Below are 15,318 nucleotides of genomic sequence, written 5' to 3'. Positions count from 1 at the left end.
GGCGCGACTCACGAGGTCGCGCCGTACTGACTGGAAGGACACCACCAATGTCGAACACCCCTGCTTACGACGCGCTGATGGCGCGCAGCCGCTCGCTGCACCGCTTGAATCATCTGGTGCAGATCGCCAGCGTCGATCGCGAGACCCTCATGCCGCCGGGCGGCGCCGAGGCGCGAGCGCTCGCGCTGGCGGAGCTGCAACAGCTGATGCACGCGCGCAGTACGGATCCGGTGATCGCCGATGAGCTGAAAGCGGCTGAGCAGGAGACGCTCGACGACGAGGCGCGCGCCGATCTGCGCGAGATGCAGCGCGCCTACCTGCTCGCCACCGCGCTACCGGCGGAACTGGTCGAAGCGAAGGGGCTGGCCGCCTCGCGTTGCGAGTACGAATGGCGCGCGCAACGTCAGGCGAATGACTGGGCGGCCTACCTGCCGAACTTCCGCGAGGTGCTGCGCCTGAGCCGTGAAGAGGCGGCACGTTTGTCCGACGCGCTGGGCGTGTCGCCCTACGATGCTTTGCTGGAAGGCTTCGAGCCCGGCATGCGCAGCGACGAAGTGGCCCGCGTGTTCGGCGCGATGCGCGGCTGGCTGCCGGGGCTGATCGCGCGGATTCGCGAGAAGCAGGCAAGCGAAACGGTGATCGAACCCGTCGGCCCCTTCGCGCTCGATGCGCAGCGAGCGCTGGTGCGCGAAATCGCCGAAGCGCTCAGCTTCGATTTCGAACGCGGCCGGCTCGACGAGAGCACTCATCCCTTCAGCGGCGGCGTGCCCGAGGATGTGCGGATGACCACGCGATTCCGCGAGCACGATTTCTCGGTCGCGCTGTTCTCCACGATCCACGAAACCGGCCACTCGCGCTATGAACAGGGTAGCCCGCGCGCCTGGCTGGGGCGGCCGATAGGGTCTTGGCGCTCGATGGGCATCCACGAGAGCCAGAGCCTCGCATTCGAGATGCAACTGGCGCGCTCGCGTGGTTTTCTCGAGCGACTTGCGCCGCGGCTGGCTCATTACTTCGGCGCGCAAGCTGCGTTCGAGCCGGAAAACTGGGTGCGCGCCGCGACCCGCGTGGTGGCCGGCAAGATCCGCGTCGATGCGGACGAGGCGACCTACCCCTGTCACGTGATGCTGCGCTTCGATATCGAGCGCGCGCTGATCGCCGGCGACATGCAGGCCGAAGACGCGCCAGCCGCGTGGGATGAAGGCATGCGTGACCTGCTTGGCCTCGACACCCGCGGCGACTACCGCGATGGCTGCATGCAGGACCCGCACTGGGCTGGCGGTGCCTTCGGCTACTTCCCGTGTTACACGCTGGGTGCGCTGTATGCCGCGCAGTGGTTCGCTGCGATCCGCCGCAGCACGCCGGATCTGGATGCACGCATCGCCGTAGGCGACGATGCGCCGGTGTTCGAGTGGCTGAGAACGAACATCTGGTCGCAAGCCAGCCGCTGGACCACGCCCGAGCTGGTGCAGCGCGCCAGCGGCGAGGCGCTGAACCCGGAACACTTCCGCCTGCATCTGGAGGCGCGCTACCTGAGTTGAACGCCATCAACGCCGGGGTAGGGCGCCGCTGACGATTCGTAACATCGCTGACGCGGCTTCCCGGTAGACTCCACCGCCGCTTCGCGCCGCCGACGGCCGGCACCACCTGACATGATGAATCCGAAACAGTTTTTCCCGCGCCAGGTGGTCGAGTCTGGTGGTAACCGCTGGGACTGGGCCCTGCTGCCCTTGTTTCTCGCGCTGCTGACGATGCTGGCCTACGGCGCGTCGCAGATGGCGCGCCCCTATGCGATCGGCGAGCAGTTGCCGCTGTCGCTCGATCCGGTGTGGCTGCCGTATTACCTGATGCGCACCACGCTGCGCATGTTCCTTGCGCTCGGCGCTTCGCTGATCTTCAGCTGCATCTTCGCCGCGCTGGCGGCCAAGTACCGGGTCGCCGAAAAGGTGCTGGTGCCGGCGCTGGATATCCTGCAGTCCATCCCCATTCTGGGCTTCCTGTCGATCACGGTGACCGGCTTCATCGCGCTGTTTCCCGGCAATCTTCTGGGGGTGGAATGTGCGGCGATCTTCGCGATCTTCACCTCGCAGGCCTGGAACATGGCCTTCAGCCTGTACCAGTCGCTCAAGACGGTGCCGGGCGAACTGCAGGAAGCGGCGCGCATCTTCCAGCTATCGAGCTGGCAGCGCTTCTGGCGGCTGGAGCTGCCTTTCGCGATGCCGGGCCTGCTGTGGAACATGATGATGTCGATGTCCGGCGGCTGGTTCTTCGTCGTGGCGTCCGAGGCGATCTCGGTGTCGAACCAGAGCATCAAGCTGCCGGGTATCGGCTCCTACATCGCGTGTGCGATCGAAGAGCAGAACATGGTTGCGATCGGCTGGGCGATCGGCGCGATGCTGATCGGCATCATCTGCTACGACCAGTTGTTCTTCCGCCCGCTGCTGGCGTGGGCCGACAAGTTCCGCTTCGAACAGGCTTCGGGCGAGACCGCGCAATCTTCGTGGCTGCTGACCTGGCTGCGGCGGACCGACCGCCTGCAGGGCATTGCGGTCGGCGCGGCGAAGCTGCTCGAACGCTCCTTCACGCTGTTCAAGCGCGACTACGACGGCACCTCGATCCGCGCGCGGCCGAAGCCGGTCAGCGAGGGCGTACGCCGCGCATGGGATGCGGTGCTCGCGGCGCTGGTGCTGTTCGCCACTTGGCGGCTTGCCAGCTTCGTGCATGCCGAAGTTGGTTGGGGCGAAGTCGCGCATGTGTTCGGGCTCGGGCTCATCACGCTGCTGCGCGTGATGGTACTGATCGGGCTCGCAGCGCTGGTGTGGGTGCCGGTCGGCATCTGGATCGGGCTGCATCCGCGCGCGGCCGATCGGCTGCAGGCGGTGGCGCAATTCCTCGCAGCCTTCCCGGCCAATTTGATGTACCCGATCGCGGTGCTCGCGATCGTGCATTGGCACCTGAATCCGGATGTCTGGCTGTCGCCGCTGATGGTGCTGGGCACGCAGTGGTACCTGCTGTTCAACGTGATCGCGGGCGCATCGAGTGTGCCGACCGAACTGCGCTATGCCGCGAAGAACCTCGGGCTGAAAGGTTGGCTGAAGTGGAAGCGCTACCTGCTGCCCGCGGTATTCCCGAGCTTCGTCACCGGCGCAATCACTGCCAGCGGTGGTTCGTGGAACGCGAGCATCGTGTCCGAGTACGTCACTTGGGGTAATACGACCCTTGAGGCGCACGGGCTTGGCAGCTACATCGCACGGATGACGGCCACCGGCGACTTCCCGCGCATTGCGCTGGGTATCGGCGTGATGTGCGTGTTCGTGATGGGTTTCAATCATTTCGTCTGGCGGCGCCTGTATCGCATCGCCGAAGACCGGATGCATTTCTAGGAGTCCGCGATGACCGGGCCGATCATTTCCCTCAAGGACGTGGGCAAGTCCTACCGCAGCAGCGACGGCACCCCGCGTGCGGTGCTGGAGAACGTCGACTTCGAACTGCGCGAAGGCGAGATCGTTGCGCTTCTGGGTCAGTCCGGCTCGGGCAAGTCGACGCTGCTGCGCATCCTCGCCGGCCTGATCCCGGCGGATGCTGGCGATGTGCGCTACCGTGGCCAGCCGCTGTACGGGCCGGCGCGCGGCATCAGCATGGTGTTCCAATCCTTCGCGCTGTTCCCGTGGCTCACGGTGCAGCAGAACGTAGAGCTGGGGCTGGAGGCGCGCGGCGTATCGCCGGACGAACGCGAGGCCAAAGCCGAGGCGGCGATCGACCTGATCGGCCTTTCTGGTTTCGAAGGCGCGCTGCCGCGCGAGCTTTCCGGCGGTATGCGGCAGCGTGTAGGTATCGCGCGTGCGCTGGTCACCGACCCCGAAGTGCTGCTGATGGACGAAGCCTTCTCCGCGCTCGATGTGCTGACCGGCGAGCGCCTGCGCGACGACATGCTGGAGCTGTGGGACAGCGGCAAGATGCCGACCAAGGGCATGCTGATCGTGTCGCACAACATCGAAGAGGCGGTGATGATGGCCGACCGCGTGCTGGTGTTTGCGAACAACCCGGGCCGGGTGCGCGCCGAACTCGCGATCGACCTGCGCCGCCCGCGCGAAGTGGACAGCACCGAGATCCGTGCGCTGATCGACGAGGTGTATGCCTTGATGACCGCCAGCGCGCCGCGAGCCGGCCGCCCGGCAGAAGAGCCGGTGCGCCTGCATCTGGGTGACCGCCTGCCGGAAGCCGACGTCAGCCGCATGGAAGGCGTGCTGGAGCTGCTGGTCGGCGAGCCCTTCAACGGCATCGCCGACTTGCCGCAGTTCGCCGAAGAATCCGAACTCACCGACGAAGAGCTGCTGCCGCTCACCGAGGCGCTGCAGCTGCTCGGCTTCGTTCATCTGGCACGCGGCGACATCTCGGTCACGCCGCTCGGGCGCCGTTATGTGGAAGGGCAGAACACGCTGCGGCACGAACTCTTCGGCCAGCAGTTGCTCGCGCATGTGCCGATCGCCGCGCATATCCGCCACAGCCTGGAGCAAGAGGCTTCAGGCGAGCTGGCCGAAGAGCCCTTCCTTCGTCTGCTCGCCGAAACCATGGACGCGGCGGACGCCGAACACACCCTGCGTACCGCGATCGAGTGGGGCCGTTACGGCGAGGTGTTCGAGTACAACTACCACACGGGCCTGATCCATCTGCCGGATGGTGACGAGGCTGAAGCTGGCGCATGAGTTCGGCGCAGCTGGCCACGGTCGAAGCCGCCGCGCTGGCGGCGCTGATGTGCGCGGACCCGGCGGATAAATCTGCCGCAGTGCGTGCGCTGAATGCCGACTGGCGGGCCGGTCGCTTGGCGCGCGCGGGTTGCGCTGTCGTCAGCGAACCGGTGTTCGTACCCGGGCGCCCGCCGCGGCCGGAACTGGTGTCACCCGATGCGGTGCCGCGACGCGCGCCCGGCAGCCGTGAGGGCCATGCGGCCCTGCTGCACGCGGTGGCGCATATCGAGTTCAACGCGATCAACCTCGCGCTCGATTGCGTCGCGCGATTCTGGGATCAGCCCGACGCGTTCGTGACCGACTGGCTCGGCGTTGCCGAGGAGGAAGCTCAGCACTTCGGCCTGGTATGCGGTCGACTTGCGGCAGATGGTTACAGCTATGGTGACTTCCCGGCCCACAACGGGCTGTGGGACATGTGTTGCGACACCGCGGGCGACTTCGTCGCGCGCATGGCCCTGGTGCCGCGACTGCTCGAAGCGCGCGGGCTGGATGCGACGCCGCCGATGATCGACAAGCTGCTCAAGGGTGGCGATGCCGACACCGTGGCGGTGCTGCAGATCATCCTGCGCGACGAGATCGGCCATGTCGCAATCGGCGACCGCTGGTTCCGCGCTGGCTGTGCGGCGCGCGGCCTGCAAGCCGAGTCGACCTACCGTGAGCTGATCGTGCGTTTCGACGCGCCCTGGCCCAAGCCGCCCTTCAATGTGCCGGCGCGTCTGCAGGCTGGCTTCAGCGAAGACGAACTGGATCGCCTCGCGAACGAGCGGCCGGCGCCTTACCGCACGCCGCGCAAACCGGCCTGATCAGGCCACTTCGCTGACCGTATCGCCGGGCCGGATCAGGCCGCCGCTGACGATGCGCGCACGCAGGCCGCCCTTGCCGACGAAGGCTTTCACGATCTGCGCATAGGTGCGTTCGGCGAAGGTGCGACAGGGCTCGCACAGTTCGATTCCCTCAAGTACCACGTCGCCGACCCGGAAACGCTTGCCACACAAATCGTTGAGGCGCACGCCGCTGGTCACCAGGTTGCGCCGCGGCTGCTCGGGGGCCAGCGCAAGTCCCGAGTTCGCAACGAATTCATCGATGCATTCGCGTTCGATCAGCGTGATCTGCGAGGCGGGGTCCGCGTCCCCTGCAGGGCGAAAGTAGCGATCGCCGCGCAGGCCGCAGCCGGCGACGGCCTCTACTTCCTGCATCGGCGACATCGGCGCGCCTTCCGAGGCAGCGATCAGGATCTGGACAACACGCGACATCGGGCCCTCCGTGTGCGGTGATTGGATTCGGCTGCAGCATAGCAACGCCATGTGTCGAAGATGTGTTCGGCGGCGACGCGCGGGTGTTGGCTCGGTGATAATCCCGGCTCTTGCCCGAAGAAGTCCTGCCTCGTGTCAGCCGATACTGATCCCAACCAAACAGCCCCCGCATCCGCTTGGGGCGAGTGCCTCGCCGGCATCAAAGCTGAACTCCCGCTGCTGCTCGGGGTGGTCCCCTTCGGCCTGATCTTCGGCGTGCTCGGCCTCGCGGCGGGCCTGCCGGCCTGGGGGGTGGTCGCGATGTCGTCGGTGGTATTCGGCGGCTCATCGCAGGTGGTGTTTGCGCAGCTTTGGGGGGCACAGGTGCCGGCGCCGGTGATCACTGCGACCGTGGGGGTGGTAAACCTGCGGCATGCGCTCTACAGCGCCAGCCTTGCGCAGTACCTGCGCGAATTGCCGATGCGCTGGCGGGTACTGCTGGCCTATCTGCTGACCGACGAAGCCTATGCGCCGACGATCCGCCGCTTTGCGGATGGCCCGGCGACGCCGAATCGGCATTGGTTCCTGTTCGGCGCCGGCTTCACGCTGTGGGCCTCTTGGCAGCTGTCCACCGGTGCCGGCGTGCTGCTCGGCGCGGCGATACCCGCTTCCTGGTCGCTCGATTTCTCGATCGCGCTGACCTTCATCGCCTTGCTGCTGCCCGGCATTCACCGCCGCAGTGAGCTGGTCGCCGCGCTGGTTGCGGGCACCGTGGCGCTCGCTGCGCAAGGCTTGCCGCATAAATTGTGGATCATCGCGGCCGCCGTTGCCGGCATTGCCGCGGGGGCTGCCAGCCGCCGCTTCGACCGGAGGGCGGGACATGCGTGACGGCATCGGCCTCGTTCTCACCCTCGTTGCCTGCGGCGCCGTCACCTTCCTGACCCGCTTCTCGTTCATCGCGGGTGGGCGGCGGCTGGCGCTCGGCCCCCGCCTGCAAGCCCTGATGCGCTATGTGCCACCCGCCGTGCTGGCGGCTCTGATCGCGCCGGAGATCTTCGTGCGCGACGGGGCGGTGGCGCTGTCGTTGCTGAGCCCCCGGCCGATCGCCGCACTGCTTGCGGCCCTGGTTGCGCTCTACACCCGCAGCGTGTCGCTGACGATCGGGGCCGGCCTGCTGGCGCTGTGGCTGGCGCAGCACTTTCTGCCCTGAGCAGAGTGGCTGAACCCTTGCCCTGACAGTACGGCGTGACGCCCGTCGCGGACGTGCGGTCATTACGGTTTCAGGCCCTGGCGGCGCTGCTAACATCCCCGGTTGCGTATCGGGTGGTGCAGGCTTCACGCCGGCTGGTGCGCCTTGATCCGAGCCCCCCTGCGCATGTCCGTCAAATACATCCTCGATGCCCCGTCGCGCCGCAAGTTGATTGCGCTGAGCCTGCTCGCGCTGGTCTGCTGCGTCTTCGGTGGCTGGGCGGCGTCGCGCATGATGGACGCGCAGCGCGAGGGCGAACGGCTGGCGCATTTGCTGCATCGCCTTGAGTCATTGCGTGCGGCCATCCTCGCCAACGCGATTCCGGCTGTTGTGGCGCCGGACGACGACGCGAACGTGTCACGGTTGCTCTCTGAGTGCCTGCAGTTGGCCGCCGATGATGCGGCACAGCAGCGGCGCCTGACCAAGCTTGGTGCGCTGCTGGACATGCGCCAACGCCAGCCGCCGCTGAATCCCGATCTGGATCCGGAAGCTGGTGCGATGCAGCCGGGCGAGTTGGGCAACACCTATGTACTGCTGGCTGCGCACGCCTGGATCGATGCGATGAAGGTCTCGCTCGAAGACCGCCTGGAACTGAGCCAGGTTCGTCACCTCGAATCGCTGCAGTGGGTGCAGTGGGCGGTTGCGGCGGCGCTGATTGCGGCGCTGTTGTTCGGGCTGGTGCTGATCCGAGTGATGCGGCACCTGTCGCACCAGGGGCATGCACGGATCTCGTCGCTGGAGGCCAAGGCCAACCGCGACCCGCTGACCGGCCTGCCGAACCGGCGCCTGTTGCAGGACCGCCTTGAGCAGGCGGTCCTGCGCGCACGGCGGCGACGTTGCCATGCAGCGGTGGTGGTGATCGACCTCGATGGTTTCAAGCCGGTCAATGACACGTACGGCCATGCGATTGGCGACGTGGTATTGCGCCGGGTCAGCAAACGCATGAAGAGCGCCCTGCGCAGTGAAGATACGGTTTGCCGTATGGGGGGCGACGAGTTCGTCGTGATCATTGGCGAGGTCGACGACCCGGTGTATGCGGTGCGCCGAGCACGCGACCTGGTGTTGCGCATCTCGCGCCCGATCCGCCATGAGGACAAGGTGCTGCGGGTCGGCGCCAGCGCCGGTCTTGCGTTGTTCCCGGATGACGCGGGCGAGGGCACCGAACTGCTGGAACTGGCTGACGAGGCCCTCTACGCCGCCAAGAACGGGGGGCGTGGGCAGGTCGTTACCGCCGGCGAAATCAACCACGGCCATACGACGCTGACCTCGCTGCCCAGCGAGCCGGGCGCGCAGACGGCCTGAGCGCCGGCGCCGCGCCGCGGGCGCGCTACGATCGTGCTCATGGCCACGGCTGACATGCTTCCTTCCGACTCACTCGATCACCGGCGCGCCTCGACGGGCCTGCCGCCGATTGCGGACTACGGTTGCATGATGCACACGATGTACGGCAAGGAGGTCGACATCACTCCGCGCGGAGCGGCTTCGGCGCAGCGCTGAGGTCGCCGCAGCCTTGGCGAGCAGATCGGGTAGGGGGCGCGGGAAGCGCTCGTGTTGCGCGCTGGCGATCTCGTCCTGCGACCACCAACGGTGCTCGCGCATGATGCGGCGCTCCGCTTCGCTCCAGCCGGTGCGGCTGATTTCCGTCTGCGTCGTGCGGACGAGGTAGAAGCGCTCCTCGGCGCGCACCCAGTCGCCATCCGGCAGCTGCATCGCGAAGCTGCGCTCGCCCAGCTCGGCCCCTATCGCGAGGCCGCCGAGCCCCGTCTCTTCGAGCAATTCACGCGAGGCCGCGTCGCGCCATGATTCGTCGGGTGCCAATGCGCCCCCGGGCGTTGTCCAGAACGTGCTGCCGGCGAGCGGGCCTTCGGTGTGCTCGAAGCGGAACAGCAGCACGCGATCGCGAGCATCCAGCACGATCAGGCGCGCAGCGCGGCGAATCGGCAGGGTGTGTGGGTCGGGCGTGGTCAACGGGTGGATTGGAGGCGGCGAAGATGCTCGAGTTTAGCCCCGTAGCGTGAGCGATCCTTGCCGGTGGTGCTGTTGTCGCGCGCGAGTTGCAGCTCGCGTTGCGCCAGCGGCAGCTCACCGAGGTGGAAGTGCGCAAGCGCCAGCCAGAAATGGAACTCGTGATAGTAGGGCGCACGCGCGACCTCGCGCGCGAATAGGTCGCGCGCGGTGGCGTAGTCGCCGGCATCCATCGCGGTGCGACCGCGCTCGAAGAAGCTGAAGGCGGGTTCCGGGTCGATCTTCGCGAGGCGCTCGCGCAGCGCCGCCGCTTCGGCCACGTGGCCTTGCTCGGCCATTACATCGGCCTGGTTGAAGAGGGCCTGCGTGTTGTTCGGTTCGAGTTCGAGCGCTTCGTCAAAGGCGCGCATCGCAGCGGCCGGCTGGCCGTGTCGCCGATAGATCACGCCCAGCGTGTTGTACGCGCTGGTAAACCGCCGATCCGAACGGATCGCTTCTCGCGCCCACCAGTAGGCCGCGTCGACCTGCCCCTGCGCCAGCGATTCGGCCGCGCGATTGTTCATGAACATCGCAATCACCGTCGCTTCGCTCACCTGCCGTACGCGCAGCCCGCGCAGGTCTTCAGGCGGCAGGAAGTCGACCGTCATCGAATCGACCATCAACTGCCCCAGCCGCGGGTCGGGCGGGCGGGTGTCCAGCGTGACGTTGATGTGGTCAATCGAGAACTGCAGATTGGCGCTGCGCCCCAGCGTCGGGTCCGCTGTGTAGCGCTGGAAGCGCACGGCCAGCCCCAGCTCTTTCGCAAAGGCAGCCGTCATGATGACCAGCGAGAGGCAGTTGCCGGCTTTTGCGTCGAAGGCTTCGGCCGCGGTGCGCGTGGTTTCGGAGTCGTACTCGAGCTTGAGTTGGTCCTGCTTGTAGAGCGCGTCGACCAAGCCTGCCTTCAAGCCGAGCTGACTCATGCGTTCGGCTGCGGGCCCCTGCAGATAACGCCGCATCGCGTCGCTGACGGCAAACACGCGCTGGGCTGAAATCGGTTCGGCGGGTGGCGTGAAGGCCTTGTCGTCGAAGAGCGCGCGTGCGTCCGGGCTTGGCTCCAGCGACGTGCAGGCGCCGAGCAACAGCACTGACAGCAGCGCAATCAAAGCTCTCATGTGCAGACCTCCTGCCGCAGCGGCGCGACGCCGACTTCCATCGTAGTCGCTTGGCCGGCAAAACAGCAGGGGGCATTTGCTGCAGAGGTGCTTGTGGCCCGCGGCGCAGCGCGTTGGCGTACGACTGTGCGGTCGCTCGAACGAGGTGGCCCCCGTTTGGACGCCGGATGTTCGCCGCGATGATTCGAGCGTGAAGCTAGGGCGACGCTCCTGGCGACGCGATATCGGCGCCACGGCTGCCCGATTGCCGCATGCCGCGTCGATCCCTAGTATGCTGACCGGGGGCCTCGGGCGGCCGTAACCGTGCGGAGCAACGCACTGCGACGCCCGTGGCGAGAAACGAAAAAGCCGCCGACCCTTGCGGAATCAGCGGCTTTGAATGCGTTGGTGGTGATGGGCGGAGTCGAACCGCCGACCTATGGGTTATGAATCCATCGCTCTAACCATCTGAGCTACATCACCACGCAGCCCGCAAATATAGCGCGGTCGGAAAGCCGGGTCAAGCGTTGCTTGGGCTATAATCCGCGCAAGTCCTTGTTTTGATTCGCCGCCCGTTGGGGGCCTAAGGAAATCCGATGCTGCGAACGATGATGGCTTTGTTGGTGGGGCTGTTTGTGTGGGGGGCGGCTTGGGCGGGCGCACCGCGGCAGTTCCCGGTCGATAGCCAGGTCACGACGCTCAAGGCCTTCGATGGCAGCGCGATGACTTTCGGCACCAGCGTGCTGTTGCTGTTCGAGCGCAACCAGAGTTTCGCGGTGGCGCCGGGGCTGCAGATTCGCGATCAGAACAACCTGCTTGTGCTGCCGGCCAACCTCGTTGGCGACATGCGCCTGAAGGTCCGCGTGCAGTTCGACAGCCAGGGCGCAGTGTGGCGGGTGTGGATTCTCTCCGCCGAAGAAATTGACCAGAGTTGATCGCGTGTCGCGTTCCGTGCCGAGAAGCCGGTAGCGACGCGCAGGGTATTGCAATGACGAAGAAGCTTTATATCCGCACGTTTGGCTGCCAGATGAACGAGTACGACTCGGACAAGATGGCCGACGTGCTGGGCGCCAACGAAACGCTCGAAAAAACCGACAACCCGGAAGAGGCTGATGTGATCCTCTTCAACACCTGTTCGGTGCGCGAGAAGGCGCAGGAGAAGGTGTTCCACGACCTCGGACGGGTCAAGCACCTGAAGCAGCTCAACCCGAACCTGATCATCGGCGTGGGTGGCTGCGTTGCGTCGCAGGAAGGTGCTGCGATCGTCGAGCGCGCGCCTTATGTCGACGTGGTGTTCGGACCGCAGACGCTGCACCGCCTGCCCAGCCTGATCGCGCAGCGCAAGGAAAGCGGCCGTGCGCAGGTGGACATCAGCTTCCCCGAGATCGAGAAGTTCGATTCGATGCCGCCGGCGCGCGTCGAGGGCGCGAGCGCTTTTGTGTCGATCATGGAAGGTTGCTCGAAGTACTGCACCTTCTGCGTCGTGCCCTACACCCGCGGCGAGGAAGTGTCGCGCCCGCTCGACGACATCCTGACTGAGATCGCCGGCCTCACCGCGCAGGGTGTGAAGGAAGTGACGCTGCTGGGCCAGAACGTGAATGCCTGGCGCGCGCCGCTGACCAAGGGGGGCGAGGAGATGGGTGATTTCGCCTTCCTGCTTGAATGCGTGCACGACCTGCCCGGCATCGAGCGCATCCGCTACACGACTTCGCATCCGCGCGAGATGACGCCGCGGGTGTTCGAGGCCTACGCCACACTGCCGAAACTCGTGTCGCAGTTGCACCTGCCGGTGCAGAGCGGTTCGGATCGTGTGCTGGCGGCGATGAAGCGCGGATACTCGATACTTGAGTTCAAGTCGATCGTGCGCAAGCTGCGCGCCGCTCGGCCGGACCTGTCGCTGACCTCGGACTTCATCGTCGGTTTCCCCGGCGAGACCGAGGCCGATTTCGAAGCGACGATGAAGCTGATCGACGACATCGGTTTCGATGGCAGCTTCAGCTTCGTCTACAGTCCGCGCCCGGGTACGCCGGCCGCCGATATGGCCGACGACACGCCGCAGGAAGTGAAGCTCGCGCGGCTGGCGCGGCTGCAGAAGCGCATCGACGAGCAATACGCCGAGCACAGCGCGCGCATGGTCGGTACCGTGCAGCGCATCCTCGTTGAAGGGCCGTCGCGCAAGAACGCCGAAGAGCTGGCAGGCCGCACGGATAACAACCGCATCGTCAACTTCCTGGGCAACGCACGCCAGATCGGCCACTTCATCAATGTGAAGATCGTCTCCGCGTTGCCGCACTCGCTGCGTGGCGAAGTGGTGATCGCCGACTGATGAAACCGATCGAGATCTCGCTCAACCCGCTCGACAACGATCGCCTTGCGAAGCTGTGCGGGCCGCTCGACGAGAACATCCGCCAGATCGAAGCCGCGTACGACGTAGCGATTGCCCGTCGCGGCGAACGCTTTGCCTTGCGCGGTGATGTCGCCCAGGCGCGGCTTGCTGCGCGTGCGATCAACTTCCTGTACGAGCGGGCCGACGAGGAGCTGACGATCGAGGACATCCAGCTCGGCATGGTCGAACTCAACAACACCTCGCAGGCGATGCAGCCGGCGACGGGTTTGCTAACCCGGAAGGGCGATCTGCACGGCCGCACGCCACGGCAGACCGAGTACATCCGCAACATCCAGGAACACGACATCACCTTTGGCATCGGCCCGGCCGGTACCGGCAAGACCTATCTTGCCGTCGCTTGCGCAGTCGACGCCTTCGAGCGCCAGCAGGTCGAGCGCATCGTGCTGACGCGGCCCGCTGTGGAGGCGGGCGAGCGCCTCGGCTTTTTGCCTGGCGATCTGGCGCAGAAGGTCGATCCTTACCTGCGGCCCTTGTACGACGCGCTTTACGACCTGATGGGCTTCGATCGCGTGGCGAAGCTCTTCGAGCGCCAGTGCATCGAGATCGCGCCGCTCGCCTTCATGCGTGGGCGTACGCTGAACCACGCGTTCATCATCCTCGATGAAGCGCAGAACACCACGCCGGAGCAGATCAAGATGTTCCTGACCCGCATGGGCATCGGCTCCAAAGCGGTGATCACTGGCGACATCACACAGATCGACCTGCCGCGCGGCCACAAGAGTGGCCTCTCGGAGGCGACCCGGATACTCACGGGGGTGCGCGGCATCGGCACGACCCGTTTCCAGAAAGAAGACGTCGTGCGCCACCCGCTGGTGGCGCGCATCGTCGCAGCCTACGAAAAAGACGCCGCGGAGCAAAACCATGAAGACCATCACCGTCCTGAACGCCAAGGGTAAGCGCCGCGAGATCGAGGTTGCCTCGATCGAGATCCCGCTCACCGATGGCCGTTACCTGCGCCTCGCCTTCCCGCCCGGTGATATGGGTGACCTCGCGATCGAAGCGCATGCGGAAACGGGGCTGCCTGTCATGCTGGTGCAACCGGGCGCGGCTAACCTCGCGACCCTGCATGTGCTGGCGGTGGCTGAACAGGAAGGCGAGGCCGAGGCGGCCGAACACGACCTGGAACTCACCGTGCAGAAGGAACTTGGCAAGGACGAGAAGAAGGGCCTGCCGTCCAAGGCTGCGGTTCGCGAGTGGATTTCCGCCGCGCTGGGCACCGATGCCGAGATCACCGTGCGCTTTGTCGGCGAGGCCGAGAGCAAGGCGCTGAACCTGGAGTTCCGCGGCAAGGACTACGCGACCAACGTGCTGTCCTTCCCCTACACCGAGGAGCCGCTGGTGGTGGGCGATCTCGTCGTGTGCTGGCCAGTGGTGCAGCGCGAGGCGAAAGAGCAGGGCAAGACGCTCGAAGCGCATGCGGCCCACATGATCGTGCACGGCGCCCTGCACCTACAGGGTTGGGACCACGAGAACGACGATGACGCCGAGGAGATGGAATCGGTCGAGCGCGAAATCCTCGCGGCGCTGGGCTATCCTGATCCCTATGCGGCCTGATCGGCCTTGAAGAACCCGCTGCGGGGGTGTTGTACCCCCGCGGCTCAATTTGTGGGGAGCGGTCAGCGGCAAGCTGCCGGGCAGTACCGACAGTTTGCCCCTTACCACTCACCCTTCCTTTTATGGAACCTTCCAGTAGTCGGCCGACCCTGCTCGAACGACTCTCCGCGCTGATGACGCGCGAACCCGAAGACCGCGGCGAACTGCTCGATCTGCTTCACGCGGCCTACGAACGCAATATCTTCGACGCCGACGTCCTCACGATCCTCGAGGGCGCCCTCGGTGTCGCAGACATCCAGGTGCAGGACGTCATGATCCCGCGCACGCAGATGGATGTCGTGCATGTCGATGACCCGCTCGACAAGGTCGCCGCGTTTGCGATCGAGGCGGGCCACTCCCGCTTCCCGGTCATTGGCGAGAACCGTGATGATGTGATTGGCGTGCTGCTCGCAAAGGATTTGCTGCGCTACTTTGCGGGCCAGCCGGTTGGGTTGCGCGAGCTGGTGCGGCCGGCCGTCTTCATTCCCGAATCCAAGCGCCTCAATGTGCTGCTGCGCGAGTTCCGCGTCAGCCGCAACCACATGGCGATCGTCGTGGACGAGTACGGCGGCGTCGCCGGCCTGATCACGATCGAGGACGTGCTTGAGCAGATCGTCGGCGACATCGAGGACGAATACGATTTCGATGAAGACGCCGGCAACATCATCGCCGACCAGGTCGGCCGTTACCGCGTGAAGGCGACAACCGAGGTCGAGGCCTTCAACGAGGCCTTCGCGACCGACTGGCCGCACGAGGACTACAAGACCGTCGGTGGCCTCGTGATCCATCTGCTGGGCCGTTTGCCGACGCGCAACGAAGTGGTCGAGCATGAAGGCTTCCGCTTCCAGGTGCTGCGCGCCGACAGCCGGCGCGTCTACACGCTGCTGGTGGAACGTGTACCCGACACGCATGCGGTGGGCGGCTGAGTTTCTCGCCGCACGCCCTTTCCTTAACCGAGCCGGGCGCCGATCTTTGGCGCCCGGCGCGCATCTGC

General features: G+C 65.9%; 15 protein-coding genes and 1 tRNA gene. 12 read left to right on the top strand and 4 right to left on the bottom strand.

Annotated elements, in window-relative coordinates:
• The first annotated feature begins 47 nt into the window (after positions 1-47).
• The 4 genes from ACE3P0_RS15175 (at position 48) to ACE3P0_RS15160 (ending at position 5,548) form a co-directional block, all read left to right on the top strand.
• On the top strand, positions 48-1,538 hold the full coding sequence (locus ACE3P0_RS15175) for a carboxypeptidase M32 (RefSeq protein ID WP_374403556.1): 1,491 nt from the start codon (positions 48-50) through the stop codon (positions 1,536-1,538).
• Positions 1,539-1,649: 111 nt separating this feature from the next.
• On the top strand, positions 1,650-3,380 hold the full coding sequence (locus tag ACE3P0_RS15170) for an ABC transporter permease (RefSeq protein WP_374403554.1): 1,731 nt from the start codon (positions 1,650-1,652) through the stop codon (positions 3,378-3,380).
• 9 nt (positions 3,381-3,389) lie between these two features.
• The gene (locus ACE3P0_RS15165) at positions 3,390-4,703 is read left to right on the top strand and encodes a nitrate/sulfonate/bicarbonate ABC transporter ATP-binding protein (RefSeq protein WP_374403553.1); all 1,314 of its coding nucleotides are present in this window, start codon (positions 3,390-3,392) and stop codon (positions 4,701-4,703) included.
• Positions 4,700-5,548, top strand: coding sequence for a ferritin-like domain-containing protein (locus ACE3P0_RS15160; protein ID WP_374403552.1), 849 nt, complete (start codon positions 4,700-4,702; stop codon positions 5,546-5,548). Before ACE3P0_RS15165 ends, ACE3P0_RS15160 begins: the two co-directional genes overlap by 4 nt.
• Here the strand turns inward: ACE3P0_RS15160 and ACE3P0_RS15155 are convergent, their stop codons facing one another.
• Positions 5,549-5,998, bottom strand: coding sequence for an MOSC domain-containing protein (locus ACE3P0_RS15155; protein ID WP_374403551.1), 450 nt, complete (start codon positions 5,996-5,998; stop codon positions 5,549-5,551). It lies immediately after the preceding gene.
• Between the two features lie 132 nt (positions 5,999-6,130).
• On the opposite strand from ACE3P0_RS15155, the gene ACE3P0_RS15150 reads away from it, so the two are divergent.
• From ACE3P0_RS15150 to ACE3P0_RS15140, 3 genes are all read left to right on the top strand, one after another.
• Complete coding sequence (locus ACE3P0_RS15150) at positions 6,131-6,865, top strand: AzlC family ABC transporter permease (RefSeq protein ID WP_374403550.1); 735 nt, start codon at positions 6,131-6,133, stop codon at positions 6,863-6,865.
• The gene (locus ACE3P0_RS15145) at positions 6,858-7,187 is read left to right on the top strand and encodes an AzlD domain-containing protein (RefSeq protein WP_374403549.1); all 330 of its coding nucleotides are present in this window, start codon (positions 6,858-6,860) and stop codon (positions 7,185-7,187) included. The genes ACE3P0_RS15150 and ACE3P0_RS15145 overlap by 8 nt, the downstream gene beginning before the upstream one ends.
• 165 nt (positions 7,188-7,352) lie before the next feature.
• Entirely contained in the window at positions 7,353-8,528 is a 1,176-nt protein-coding gene (locus ACE3P0_RS15140) for a diguanylate cyclase domain-containing protein (RefSeq protein ID WP_374403548.1), read from the top strand.
• A 69-nt stretch (positions 8,529-8,597) separates the two neighbouring features.
• Here ACE3P0_RS15140 and ACE3P0_RS15135 read toward each other — a convergent pair whose 3' ends face one another.
• From ACE3P0_RS15135 to ACE3P0_RS15125, 3 genes are all read right to left on the bottom strand, one after another.
• Positions 8,598-9,194: an NUDIX hydrolase gene (locus ACE3P0_RS15135; RefSeq protein WP_374403546.1), complete on the bottom strand. Its 597-nt coding sequence runs from the start codon at positions 9,192-9,194 to the stop codon at positions 8,598-8,600.
• On the bottom strand, positions 9,191-10,345 hold the full coding sequence (locus ACE3P0_RS15130) for a tetratricopeptide repeat protein (protein WP_374403544.1): 1,155 nt from the start codon (positions 10,343-10,345) through the stop codon (positions 9,191-9,193). Before ACE3P0_RS15130 ends, ACE3P0_RS15135 begins: the two co-directional genes overlap by 4 nt.
• 385 nt (positions 10,346-10,730) lie before the next feature.
• A tRNA-Met gene (locus ACE3P0_RS15125) sits at positions 10,731-10,807 on the bottom strand.
• Positions 10,808-10,920: 113 nt separating this feature from the next.
• On the opposite strand from ACE3P0_RS15125, the gene ACE3P0_RS15120 reads away from it, so the two are divergent.
• From ACE3P0_RS15120 to ACE3P0_RS15100, 5 genes are all read left to right on the top strand, one after another.
• The gene (locus ACE3P0_RS15120; RefSeq protein WP_374403543.1) at positions 10,921-11,259 is read left to right on the top strand and encodes a hypothetical protein; all 339 of its coding nucleotides are present in this window, start codon (positions 10,921-10,923) and stop codon (positions 11,257-11,259) included.
• A gap of 53 nt (positions 11,260-11,312) precedes the next feature.
• Positions 11,313-12,650: a tRNA (N6-isopentenyl adenosine(37)-C2)-methylthiotransferase MiaB gene (gene miaB / locus ACE3P0_RS15115; protein ID WP_374403541.1), complete on the top strand. Its 1,338-nt coding sequence runs from the start codon at positions 11,313-11,315 to the stop codon at positions 12,648-12,650.
• The gene (locus tag ACE3P0_RS15110) at positions 12,650-13,627 is read left to right on the top strand and encodes a PhoH family protein (protein WP_374403539.1); all 978 of its coding nucleotides are present in this window, start codon (positions 12,650-12,652) and stop codon (positions 13,625-13,627) included. The genes miaB and ACE3P0_RS15110 overlap by 1 nt, the downstream gene beginning before the upstream one ends.
• Positions 13,593-14,285: an rRNA maturation RNase YbeY gene (gene ybeY, locus ACE3P0_RS15105; RefSeq protein WP_374403538.1), complete on the top strand. Its 693-nt coding sequence runs from the start codon at positions 13,593-13,595 to the stop codon at positions 14,283-14,285. Before ACE3P0_RS15110 ends, ybeY begins: the two co-directional genes overlap by 35 nt.
• A 122-nt stretch (positions 14,286-14,407) precedes the next feature.
• Positions 14,408-15,250 (top strand): HlyC/CorC family transporter, encoded by an 843-nt coding sequence (locus ACE3P0_RS15100; protein ID WP_374403536.1) that lies wholly within the window; start codon positions 14,408-14,410, stop codon positions 15,248-15,250.
• The last annotated feature ends 68 nt before the right edge of the window (positions 15,251-15,318 follow it).

The sequence above is a fragment of the Niveibacterium sp. genome, from assembly GCF_041909475.1.
Classification (GTDB): domain Bacteria; phylum Pseudomonadota; class Gammaproteobacteria; order Burkholderiales; family Rhodocyclaceae; genus Niveibacterium.
Note: the sequence above shows the minus strand (reverse complement) of the source record. Positions and strands in the feature narration are given on the sequence as shown.